Raw genomic sequence first — 10,675 nt, 5'->3', positions numbered from 1 at the left:
GGGTGGAGGCCCCGCCGCCGGCCCTGCCACCACCCCCAGCTACGGCTACCCGCAGTCGTCCCACGGCGGGGCCTCCACCCCGCCGCCCTACACGATCGGGGCACACGGCTCCGGCCCGGGGAACGGCGGCTCCGGCAAGAAGCTGTCGACCGGTGCCATGGCCGGCTACGGCCTGGCCGCCGTGGCCGTCATCGTCGCCCTGGTCTTCGTGATCATCGGGATGACCGGCGGCGGGGACGACCCCAAGGACAAGCCCACCGCCAAGCCGAAGCCCTCTCCGACCGCTGAGAAGGGTGGCACCGGCGGGGACGACGGCGGCTCCGACAGCGGTGGCTACAAGGGCCCCGACAAGAGCAACACCATCGACTCCACCAAGTGCACCGAGGCCACGAAGTCCTACAGCGACAAGGGCAAGGTCCTGATGCCCGACCTGACGATCAAGGACCTCACCTCCGTCAAGGCATGCCTGCGCGCCGCAGGGTGGAAGCTCGGCACGGTGACCACGGAGGACGAGAACGTCTGGGGCAAGAACACCGTCCTGGACCAGAACCCCGGCTCCATCGACGACTTCGACCCGAAGAAGGACAAGGTCGACCTGACCGTCTCCACGGGCCAGCCCGCCGACTGAGGCCGACCCGCCGACTGAGGTCGGGCCCTTCGGAGGGCCGGCCGGGTCCTCGAAGGACTGGCCCCCACGAACTGCCGATCACAGTGCCCCCGGGTGCACCGCCCGGGGGCACTGTGCTGTTCAGGCGCTGTTCGGGCCCCGAGCGCACCGGGCCGCCGCCGCTCCGCGGTTCCGTTCTCCGCCGTGCTGCTCAGCCTTCCGTCATACGCCGCACCTCCACCACTCGGAACCGGCCGGAGACGAAGTCGCCGTCGCACAGGGCGCAGTTGGCTGCAGGGTTGCCGCCCGAGCCGTGGAAATCGCTGAAGGCGGCCGTCTGATTGACGTAGACGCCGCCCGTCAGATTGAGCGAGAGCTGCGCGGGCTCGTCGAAGCAGACCTCCTCCACCTGGCGCGCCACCTCGGGGGAGGTGGTGTACGCGGAGACCGTCATGGCGCCCTTGGACTGGAGGGTGTTGCGCAGCAGCTCCAGCGCGTCCTCCGTGGAGCCGACGGCCACCGCGAAGGAGACCGGGCCGAAGCACTCGTTCTGATACGGCGCATCGGCCTCCGGCTTGGTGGCGTCCAGCTTGACGATGGCGGGGGTGCGGACCGTGGCGTCGGGGAACTCCGGGTTGGTCACCACGCGGGAGGGCAGGGCGACCTCGCCCAGTGCGGGGGCTGCCTCCAGGCGCTCCCGTACCTGGTCGTTCACGAGGGCGCCCAGCAGCGCGTTGGCTCGCATGTCGTCGCCGAGGAGCTTGCCGACGGCCGTGGCGAGGTCGGCGACCACTTCGTCGTAGGACTTGGGGCCGGACTCGGTGGTGATGCCGTCGGCCGGGATCAGCAGATTCTGCGGCGTCGTGCACATCTGGCCGCTGTAGAGGGAGAGGGAGAAGGCGAGGTTGGCGAGCATGCCCTGGTAGTCGTCGGTGGAGTCGATGACGACCGTGTTGACGCCGGCCTTCTCGGTGTGGACCCGGGCCTGGCGGGCGTTGGCCTCCAGCCACTCGCCGAAGGCCGAGCCTCCCGTGTAGTCGATCACCCGGATCTCGGGGCGGGTGGCCAGGTCCTTGGCGATGCCGTCGCCCTCCGCCTCGGCCGCCAGCGCCACCAGGTCGGCGTCGAACCCCGCCTCCGCGAGCACTTCGCGGGCGATCCGCACCGTCAGGGCGAGCGGGAGCACGGCCCGCGGGTGCGGCTTGACCAGCACGGCGTTGCCGGTCGCGAGGGAGGCGAAGAAGCCGGGGAAGCCGTTCCAGGTGGGGAAAGTGTTGCAGCCGATCAGCAGCGCGATGCCACGCCCGACGGGGGTGAACTCCTTGGTGACCCGCAGTGGTTCGCGCTTGCCCTGCGGCTTCTCCCAGACGGCACGCTCGGGGGTGCGCACCTGCTCCGCGTAGGCATAGGCCACCGCCTCCAGACCGCGGTCCTGCGCATGCGGGCCGCCCGCCTGGAAGGCCATCATGAACGCCTGGCCGCTGGTGTGCATCACGGCCTGGGCGAACTCGTGGGTGCGGGCGCTGATCCGCGCAAGGATCTCCAGGCACACGGCCGCGCGGGTCTCGGGCCCCGCCTTGCGCCAGGCGGGCAGGCCGCCGCGCATCACCGACAGCAGCGCGTCGACGGCGCCCTCGTCCGCGCGTGGGTAGGAGATGCCCAGCTCGAAGCCGTACGGCGACACCTCGGTGGCCACCCACTCGCCGGAGACCGGCTGGCCGGGCAGCTCGAACCGGCTGCCGCGCAGCGCATCGAAGGCGGCCTTGCCCTCCTCGGCCGCTCCCTCGCCGTACGCCTTCGGGTGCTCGGGGTGCGGGGTCCAGAACTCCCGGCTGCGGATCGTTTCCAGCGCGCGGTCCAGGGTGGCGCGGTGCTTGTCGATGAGCTGGGCAGTGGTCGTTCCGATACCGGTGGTCACGCGGGACCAACTCCTCGCTGAGCTGGGACGGAATGCTGGTGGTGACGGCTTTGCCGCGGCCGGTCACCTGATAGATACTGCTACCGAACGATCGGTCGGTGCAAGGGGGTCCCGGAACCTGTGGATAACTTCGCCCAGCGCCAGGCAGGCCCCGCGGAGGGCCCGGCTAGCATCGGCCGCATGCCCACGGTCAAGCGCGACACCTACACGCCCGACTCGCTGCTCTCCGTCGCCGTGCGGGTGTTCAACGAGCGGGGCTACGACGGCACCTCGATGGAGCACCTGTCGAAGGCGGCCGGGATCTCGAAGTCCTCGATCTACCACCACGTACGCGGCAAGGAGGAGCTGCTGCGCCGGGGCATAAGCCGGGCGCTGGACGGCTTGTTCGCCGTTCTGGAGGAGCCCCGGGCGCGTGAGGGGCGCGCGGTGGAGCGGCTGGAGCACGTCACGCGCCGCACGGTCGAGGTGCTGATGGCCGAGCTGCCGTATGTGACGCTGCTGCTGCGGGTGCGCGGCAACACGGACACCGAGATCTGGGCGATGTCCCGGCGCCGCGAGTTCGACCAGCGGGTGGCCGAGCTGGTCAAGCAGGCGGCGGCCGACGGTGACCTGCGCTCGGACGTGGACGCGCGGCTGGCGACCCGGCTGCTGTTCGGCATGATCAACTCGATCGCCGAGTGGTACCGCCCCGACCGGGCCGCGCACAACGGCGCCCGTGACGAAACGCCCGCGCCGGGCGCCGCCGCCAGCACCAGCGCGGAGGTCGCCGAGGCCGTCGTCCGCACCGCCTTCGCGGGCCTGCGCACGGGCTGACCGGTCGGTCCGGACGAGGAAGTCGTGCCCCGCAAGGGGCGCGGGGAACTGAGCGCCAAGCCACGACGGCATCCGCAGCCTGCAGGCGACAGGAAGAGGCACCCGCCTTGCCAGATCACGGCAGGGGCGAGGGCAAGACCCGCTGGACACGGCCCACGCCCTACGGCCCCGGCTCCAGATCCGTCTCCTCGAACACCAGCAATGTGCGGGTACTCAACACCTCCGGCATCGACTGGATGCGGGTGAGGACGAGGTCCCGCAGCGCCCTGTTGTCCGGGGTGTGCACCAGCAGCAGTACGTCGAAGTCCCCGCTGACCAGCGCCATATGGGCCGCGCCCGGCAGCTCCTGGAGCTTCTCGCGGACGCTGCGCCACGAGTCCTGGACGATCTTGAGCGTGATGTAGGCCGAGGCGCCGTGGCCCGCACGCTCCTGGTCGATGCGGGCGCTGAACCCGCGGATGACCCCGTCGTCGATCAGCCGGTTGATACGGGCGTAGGCGTTGGCACGGGAGACGTGCACGCGTTCGGCCACCGAGCGGACGGAGGCTCGCCCGTCCGCGCGGAGCAGCCGCAGGATGTCGCGGTCGATCGAGTCCAGCGGCCGGGCCGGAAACCGGTGCCCGCCGGGCTGTCCCGCTTCCTCGGGCCCGTCGGCCATCTGTTCACCCTGCACGGTCCCTCGCCTCCCCTGGATGGACACTCTGCGGCCATCGAACGGTTTTGCGGACCAGTTGTCCACAGGCCGGGGCCACCCGTAGCCAAAATGTGCCGACGACCGAACAATCGGTAGGGGTGGCCCACTCGGTCACCGGCCCGGCCTGCCGGTGGTGCGGCCAGCGGCAGGCCGGCGCGCCAGGAGGTCCGGTGTGTCAGGCGTACCCCGCCTGCCCGCGCCGCAGCCCGCCCACGAGGAGGTGCTCGTCATGACGGTCCTAGAGCAGCCAGGTGCCTACGCCCCCGCGCCTCCCCCCTCGTGGCGCCCCCGTACGGACGCCGCGCCGCTTCTCCCCGACGCCGAGCCGTACCGCGTCCTGGGGACCCGTACGGCGGACGGAGAGGCGACGGGTCCGGACGGGGAGCTGCTGCGCCGGCTGTACGCCGCCGTCGTGCACGGGCGGCGGTTCAACGAGCAGGCCACCGCGCTGACCCGGCAGGGCCGCCTCGCGGTCTATCCGTCGTCGCGGGGGCAGGAGGCGTGCCAGGTCGCCGCCGCGCTCGCGCTGCGCGAGGACGACTGGCTCTTCCCCAGCTACCGCGACACCCTCGCCGCCGTGGCGCGGGGTCTGGACCCGGTCGAGGTGCTGTCCCTGCTGCGCGGCGACTGGCACCACGGCTACGACTCGCCCGGCACGAGGGTCGCGCCCCTGTGCACGCCGCTGGCCACCCAGCTGCCGCACGCGGTGGGGCTGGCACACGCGGCGCGGCTCAAGGGCGACGAGGTGGCGGCGCTCGCGCTGGTCGGCGACGGCGGCACCAGTGAGGGCGACTTCCACGAGGCGCTCAACTTCGCCGCCGTATGGCAGGCACCGGTCGTCTTCCTGGTGCAGAACAACGGCTTCGCGATCTCCGTGCCGCTCGCCAAGCAGACCGCGGCGCCCTCCCTGGCGCACAAGGCGGTCGGCTACGGCATGCCGGGGCGGCTGGTGGACGGCAACGACGCGGTAGCGGTGCACGAGGTGCTGTGCGAGGCGCTGGCCCGCGCGCGGACCGGCGGCGGCCCCACCCTCGTCGAGGCGGTCACCTACCGGCTGGAGGCCCACACGAACGCCGACGACGCGACCCGCTACCGCACCGACAGCGAGGTCGAGGCGTGGCGGGCGCACGACCCGGTCACGCTCCTTGAGCGCGAGCTGCGCAGCCGCGGACTGCTGGAGGAGAAGGCCGTACGGGAGATCGAGGAGGCCGCCGAGCGGCAGGCGGCCGAGCTGCGCGAGCGCATGCACCAGGACCCGCCGCTGGACCCGACGGAGCTGTTCGCCCACGTCTACGCAGAGCCGACGCCGCAACTTCGCGACCAGGCGGACCAGTTGCGGGCCGAGCTCGCAGCGGGGGAGGAGAGCCGATGAGCACAGCAGTGCGGCAGCCCGCCGCGGCGGCCGTGGACCGGAAACCCGCCACCATGGGCCAGGCGCTGCGCCGCGCCCTGCGGGACGCCATGGCCGACGACCGGGACGTGCACGTCTTCGGCGAGGACGTCGGCACCCTGGGCGGCGTCTTCCGGGTCACGGACGGGCTGACCGCGGAGTTCGGCCCGGACCGGTGCACCGATACGCCGCTGGCGGAGGCGGGCATCCTCGGCACGGCGGTCGGGATGGCGATGTACGGACTGCGGCCGGTCGTGGAGATGCAGTTCGACGCGTTCGCCTACCCCGGTTTCGAGCAACTGCTGTCGCACGTCTCGCGGATGCGCAACCGCACGCGCGGCAGGATGCCCATGCCGCTGACCGTGCGCGTCCCGTACGGCGGCGGCATCGGCGGCGTGGAGCACCACAGCGACTCCTCCGAGGCGTACTACATGGCGACCCCGGGGCTGCACGTCGTCACCCCGGCCACGGTCGCCGACGCATACGGGCTGCTGCGCGCCGCCATCGCCTCCGACGACCCGGTCGTCTTCCTGGAACCGAAGCGGCTGTACTGGTCGAAGGCCGACTGGAACCCGGAGGAGCCGGAGCCGGTGCCGGGTATCGGCAGGGCCGTCGTACGCCGGCGCGGCAGCTCCGCGACGCTGATCACCTACGGCCCGTCCGTTCCGGTCTGTCTGGAAGCCGCCGAGGCAGCGCGCGAGGAGGGCGCGGAAGGCTGGGACTTGGAGGTGATCGACCTGCGCTCCCTGGTGCCGTTCGACGAGGAGACGGTCGCCGCCTCCGTACGGCGCACCGGGCGGGCCGTGGTGGTGCACGAGTCCCCCGGTTTCGCCGGTCCCGGTGGCGAGATCGCGGCCCGCATCACCGAACGCTGCTTCCACTACCTGGAGGCGCCCGTACTGCGCGTCGCCGGGTTCGACATCCCCTACCCGCCGCCGATGCTGGAGCAGCACCATCTGCCGGGCGTCGACCGGATCCTGGACGCCGTCGCCCGGCTCCAGTGGGAGAGCGGCTTCACCGAGGGCCGGGCCGGAGGTGCCGTCTGATGGGCGAGGTACGCGAGTTCGCCCTGCCGGACCTGGGGGAGGGGCTGACGGAGGCGACGATCGTCAGGTGGCTGGTCGCGGTCGGCGACACCGTACGGGTGGACGAGCCGGTCGTCGAGGTGGAGACGGCCAAGGCGCTCGTCGAGGTCCCCTGCCCCTATGCGGGCGTGGTCACCTCGCACGCCGCCGAGGAGGGCGCCGAGGTCGCCGTGGGCGCCCCACTGGTCACCGTCGCGGTCAGCCCCGGTGGCGGAGCGCCCGCAGGCCGGGACACCGGGAGCGGCGAGCGGGCCGCGGAGACCGGCCCGAGCCCGGAGCCGGAGCATGTGGGCGGCTCGGGCAATGTGCTGGTCGGCTACGGGACGGCACAGCCGCCCGGGCGGCGGCCACGGGCCGCCCTGCGGCCGCCAGGGGCGGGGGCAGGGGAGGAGCCCCGGTCCGGAGTCGGCCGGGGCGCCCCCGCCCACGAGGCAGGACGGGACACCGGGCCCGTCGCCGAGGGCGCGAACGGCAGCAGCCGTACGCCCGTCCCCGTGATCTCCCCCCTGGTGCGCCGCCTGGCCCGCGAACACGGCATTGAGCTGCGCGGGATGACGGGCAGCGGACCGGACGGGCTCGTCCTGCGCGCTGACGTGGAGCGGGCCGTACACGCGGCACAGCAGGACGCAGCGCGGCAGGACGCAGCACAGCAGAACGCGGCACAGCAGGACGCACCGCGGCAGGGGCCGAGGCGGGAGCGCCGGATCCCGCTGCGCGGCATGCGCGGTACGGCGGCCGAACGGCTCGCGCGCAGCCGTGCCGAGATCCCCGACGCCAGCTGCTGGGTGGACGCGGACGCCACCGAACTCCTCGCAGCGCGCAAGGAGATGAATGCGCCGTCCGCCCACGGAGAGCCGACGGCCCCCGTCTCACTGCTCGCACTGCTGGGCCGGGTCTGCACGGCGGCGCTCGCCCGCTTCCCGGAGCTCAACTCGACGGTGGACACCGAGGAACGAGAGATCGTCGTACTGCCCGAGGTACACCTTGGGTTCGCCGCACAGACCGACAGAGGGCTCGTCGTCCCGGTCGTCCGCGACGCGCACACGCTGAGCGCCGAACAGCTCACCGCCGAACTGGCCCGGCTCACCGAGGCAGCACGCGCGGGCACGCTCACCCCGGCCGAGCTGACAGGCGGCACATTCACACTGAACAACTACGGCGTCTTCGGTGTGGACGGCTCCACCCCGATCATCAACCACCCGGAGGCCGCGATGCTCGGCGTCGGCCGTATCGCCCGCAAACCCTGGGTGGTCGGTGACGAGCTGGCGGTCCGCAGCGTTGTACAGCTGTCCCTCACCTTCGACCACCGGGTGTGCGACGGCGGCACCGCAGGCGGCTTCCTGCGCCATATCGCGGACTGTGTGGAGCATCCGGCCAGGCTGCTCCGTACGCTCTGAGGCGTGACCCAGGCTCCAGAACCACCACCCACCGCCGCCGGACCACCAGAGGGCTCCCGGACCCCACAGGGCGCCGCCCGGAATCCGTACGCTGCCGAGCGCCCGTACGCCGCGCTCGTCCTCGCCGGCGGCGGCGCACGGCGGCTGGGCGGGGCCGACAAGCCCGGCGTCACGGTCGGCGGCAGGACGCTGCTCGACCGCGTCCTCGCGGCATGCGCCGACGCGGCGGCCACCGTGGTGGTGGGCCCGCGCCGCCCGGCGTACCGCCCGGTGCTGTGGGCCCGTGAGGAGCCGCCCGGCAGCGGCCCGCTCGCCGCACTCCAGGCGGGCCTGGACGCGCTGGAGCGCTCAGCGCGGGACCGCCCCGCAGGGGAGGGGGACCCCGTACTCGTCGTCTCCGCCGATCTGCCGTTCCTCACGGCGCGGGCGGTGCGCGCGCTGGTGGCCGTACCGGACGGGTACGACGGCGCGGTTGTGCACGACGGGCGGGACCAACCGCTGCTGGCCGCCTACCGGGTGGAGCCGTTGCGCCGCGAACTCGCGCTGCTGCGTACGGAGTACGGCACTCTGTCGAGCCTGCCGTTGCGCATGGTGCTCCAAGGGCTGATGCTGCACCGGGTGACCGAGCCCTCCGTCACCGCCGCCGCACTGGACTGCGACACCTGGGACGACATCGCCACAGCGAGGGCCCGCATCAGGGAGCATGAAACCGTGCTGGACGAATGGATCTCCGCTGTCAAGGCCGAACTCGGCATCGAGCTCGATGTCGACACCTCCGCGCTGCTCGACCTCGCCCGCGACGCCGCGCACGGTGTCGCACGCCCCGCGGCGCCGCTCACCACCTTCCTGGTGGGCTATGCGGCGGCGCAGGCGGGCGGTTCGCCGCAGGACGTCGCGCGGGCGGCGGAGGCGGCGGCCCGGCTGGCCCGGCGCTGGGCCGACGAGACGGCCCGGACCGACCAGGGCGACAACTACGGGGGCCGGGACGCCAACTCCGGGGACACCGACAACCGATGAGCGGCGCCGACGAACTCGACGAGGCCATCGCCCTGGCCAACAGCGGCCGGACCCGACCGGAGCCGCCTCCCGCACCACGCCTGAAGCGCATCCGCCGCATCCAGTGGAGCGACAGCCCCGACAACCCCGAGAGCGCCGGGAACAACGTGGACCCCGCAACAGAGCCCCAGAACGGCCACCCCTCCGACCGGGCCGCGGGCCACGGGGGCCAAGAGGGCCACGCGAGCCACGGGGGCTACGGAGGCCACGGGGGCACCGGAAGCCACGAAGGACGCCAGGAAGGACGCCACGAAGGACGCCACGAAGGAAGCCACGAACGTGGCACCGGCGCCGACAGCAGCGGCACCGGCGGCCACGGCCCCACCCCTCCCGGGCACCCCGGAGAAGCCCCCGGCGGCGCCCGGAGCGGCCCGCAGCAGCACTCCCCGGGCGACCCCCAGGACCCGCGGCGGGGCCCGCAGCAGCACCCGCAGAACCAGCCCGGTGACAGTGCGGGCAAGCCCCCGCCCAGCTGGTCCGAGGCCGTCGCCCTGGCGTCCTCCGCGGCAACGGCGCTCCCCGCGGAGACCGTGCCACTCGCGCACGCGCTGGGGCGCACTCTGGCGGCGCCGCTGCGGGCCCTCACCGATCTGCCGCCGTTCGACACCTCCGCCATGGACGGCTGGGCGGTGTCCGGACCGGGCCCCTGGGAGCCGGCCCGCGCGGCGGACGGCACCGAGCGCCCCGGCATCCTGGCCGGCGACCGTTCCGAGCCGCCGCAGCTCGCCGACGGAGAGGCCGTCCGCATCGCGACCGGCGCCCGCATCCCGCCCGGCACCAGTGCCGTACTGCGCTCCGAGGCCGCCCGGCGGACCGGCGCGCGCCTGCGTACCACCACTCCCCCGCAGCCCGGCACCGACATCCGCCCGCGCGGCCAGGAGTGCCGCAAGGGTGACGAGCTGCTGCCCTCCGGGCCGGCCGTCACCCCTGCCGTGCTCGGGCTCGCGGCGGCAGCGGGCTACGACGAACTGCCGGCGGTGCCGCGCCCGCGGGCCGAAGTGCTCGTCCTGGGCGACGAACTGCTGCACCGCGGCCTGCCGCGCGACGGCCGCATCCGGGACGCGCTCGGGCCGATGGTCGAGCCGTGGCTGACGGCTCTGGGCGCCGAGGTGACCGTCACCCGGCTGCTGGGGGACGACGCGGAGGCGCTGTACGAGGCGCTGGCCGCCACGGCGGCCGATGTGGTCGTCACCACAGGCGGTACGGCGGCCGGGCCCGTCGACCACCTCCAGCCGACGCTGCGCCGCCTCGATGCCCAACTGCTGGTGCACGGAGTACGCGTCCGCCCCGGGCACCCGATGCTGCTGGCCGCACTGGGGCCCGCAACAGCGCAGCACAGTGCCGGAAAGAAGCCGCGCCGCAGATTCCTGGTGGGCCTGCCCGGCAATCCGCTGGCGGCACTCTCCGGGCTCGTCACCCTGGCCGCGCCACTGCTGCGCGCCCTGGCCGGCCGCACCGAACCGGAGCCCCGGGAGGCCACACTGGGCGCCGAGGTGTCCGGCCATCCGCGCGACACCCGGCTGGTGCCCGTACGGTACGAGGGTTCCGGCATCCGGGCACGTATCCGGCCGCTGCGGTACGCGGGTCCGGCCATGCTGCGCGGGGTGGCATCGTGTGACGCGCTGGCCGTGGTCCCGCCCGGCGGCGGTACGCCTGGAACGGACGTACCCGTACTGGAGCTGCCGTGGTGATGCGGCGGGACGGTCCCCGGGCGG

General features: G+C 73.5%; 9 protein-coding genes. 7 read left to right on the top strand and 2 right to left on the bottom strand.

All coding sequences use genetic code 11. The features are described 5' to 3' along the window. Window positions 1–628, top strand: a 628-nt coding sequence (locus ACTWQF_RS32705; RefSeq protein ID WP_443283359.1) for a PASTA domain-containing protein, incomplete at its 5' end; no start/stop codon positions are given. 190 nt (window positions 629–818) lie between these two features. Here ACTWQF_RS32705 and paaN read toward each other — a convergent pair. Continuing rightward, a complete protein-coding gene (gene paaN / locus ACTWQF_RS32700) occupies window positions 819–2,525 on the bottom strand; it encodes a phenylacetic acid degradation protein PaaN (RefSeq protein ID WP_443283358.1) in 1,707 nt (568 codons plus the stop codon). 180 nt (window positions 2,526–2,705) lie between these two features. On the opposite strand from paaN, the gene ACTWQF_RS32695 reads away from it, so the two are divergent. Further along, on the top strand, window positions 2,706–3,338 hold the full coding sequence (locus ACTWQF_RS32695) for a TetR/AcrR family transcriptional regulator (protein ID WP_443283357.1): 633 nt from the start codon (window positions 2,706–2,708) through the stop codon (window positions 3,336–3,338). 160 nt (window positions 3,339–3,498) lie between these two features. On the opposite strand, the gene ACTWQF_RS32690 is transcribed toward ACTWQF_RS32695, so the two are convergent. Continuing rightward, window positions 3,499–3,996: an Lrp/AsnC family transcriptional regulator gene (locus ACTWQF_RS32690; RefSeq protein ID WP_443283365.1), complete on the bottom strand. Its 498-nt coding sequence runs from the start codon at window positions 3,994–3,996 to the stop codon at window positions 3,499–3,501. 265 nt (window positions 3,997–4,261) lie between these two features. Between ACTWQF_RS32690 and pdhA the strand changes: the two genes are divergently transcribed. From pdhA to ACTWQF_RS32665, 5 genes are read left to right on the top strand one after another with little or no spacing between them, the layout of a single operon-like run. After that, window positions 4,262–5,404, top strand: a complete 1,143-nt coding sequence (gene pdhA, locus ACTWQF_RS32685) for a pyruvate dehydrogenase (acetyl-transferring) E1 component subunit alpha (RefSeq protein ID WP_443283364.1) — start codon at window positions 4,262–4,264, stop codon at window positions 5,402–5,404. After that, the gene (locus tag ACTWQF_RS32680; RefSeq protein WP_443283356.1) at window positions 5,401–6,468 is read left to right on the top strand and encodes an alpha-ketoacid dehydrogenase subunit beta; all 1,068 of its coding nucleotides are present in this window, start codon (window positions 5,401–5,403) and stop codon (window positions 6,466–6,468) included. The genes pdhA and ACTWQF_RS32680 overlap by 4 nt, the downstream gene beginning before the upstream one ends. Then, on the top strand, window positions 6,468–7,904 hold the full coding sequence (locus ACTWQF_RS32675; protein ID WP_443283355.1) for a dihydrolipoamide acetyltransferase family protein: 1,437 nt from the start codon (window positions 6,468–6,470) through the stop codon (window positions 7,902–7,904). The genes ACTWQF_RS32680 and ACTWQF_RS32675 overlap by 1 nt, the downstream gene beginning before the upstream one ends. Window positions 7,905–7,907: 3 nt before the next feature. Further along, on the top strand, window positions 7,908–8,921 hold the full coding sequence (locus ACTWQF_RS32670) for a DUF6457 domain-containing protein (protein WP_443283354.1): 1,014 nt from the start codon (window positions 7,908–7,910) through the stop codon (window positions 8,919–8,921). After that, the gene (locus tag ACTWQF_RS32665) at window positions 8,918–10,651 is read left to right on the top strand and encodes a molybdopterin-binding protein (RefSeq protein ID WP_443283353.1); all 1,734 of its coding nucleotides are present in this window, start codon (window positions 8,918–8,920) and stop codon (window positions 10,649–10,651) included. The genes ACTWQF_RS32670 and ACTWQF_RS32665 overlap by 4 nt, the downstream gene beginning before the upstream one ends. The last annotated feature ends 24 nt before the right edge of the window (window positions 10,652–10,675 follow it).

The organism is Streptomyces sp. 8N114 (genome assembly GCF_052245835.1).
Taxonomy (GTDB): Bacteria; Actinomycetota; Actinomycetes; order Streptomycetales; family Streptomycetaceae; genus Streptomyces.
This window is presented reverse-complemented; position numbering and strand designations above follow the sequence as displayed.

Excerpts from the sequence above, each read along its gene's own strand:
- ACTWQF_RS32675 (WP_443283355.1), top strand. The coding sequence starts at position 6,468 with ATGGGCGAGGTACGCGAGTTCGCCCTGCCGGACCTGGGGGAGGGGCTG.
- ACTWQF_RS32680 (WP_443283356.1), top strand. The coding sequence starts at position 5,401 with ATGAGCACAGCAGTGCGGCAGCCCGCCGCGGCGGCCGTGGACCGGAAA.
- pdhA (WP_443283364.1), top strand. The coding sequence starts at position 4,262 with ATGACGGTCCTAGAGCAGCCAGGTGCCTACGCCCCCGCGCCTCCCCCC.
- ACTWQF_RS32690 (WP_443283365.1), bottom strand. The coding sequence starts at position 3,996 with ATGGCCGACGGGCCCGAGGAAGCGGGACAGCCCGGCGGGCACCGGTTT.
- ACTWQF_RS32695 (WP_443283357.1), top strand. The coding sequence starts at position 2,706 with ATGCCCACGGTCAAGCGCGACACCTACACGCCCGACTCGCTGCTCTCC.
- ACTWQF_RS32665 (WP_443283353.1), top strand. The coding sequence starts at position 8,918 with ATGAGCGGCGCCGACGAACTCGACGAGGCCATCGCCCTGGCCAACAGC.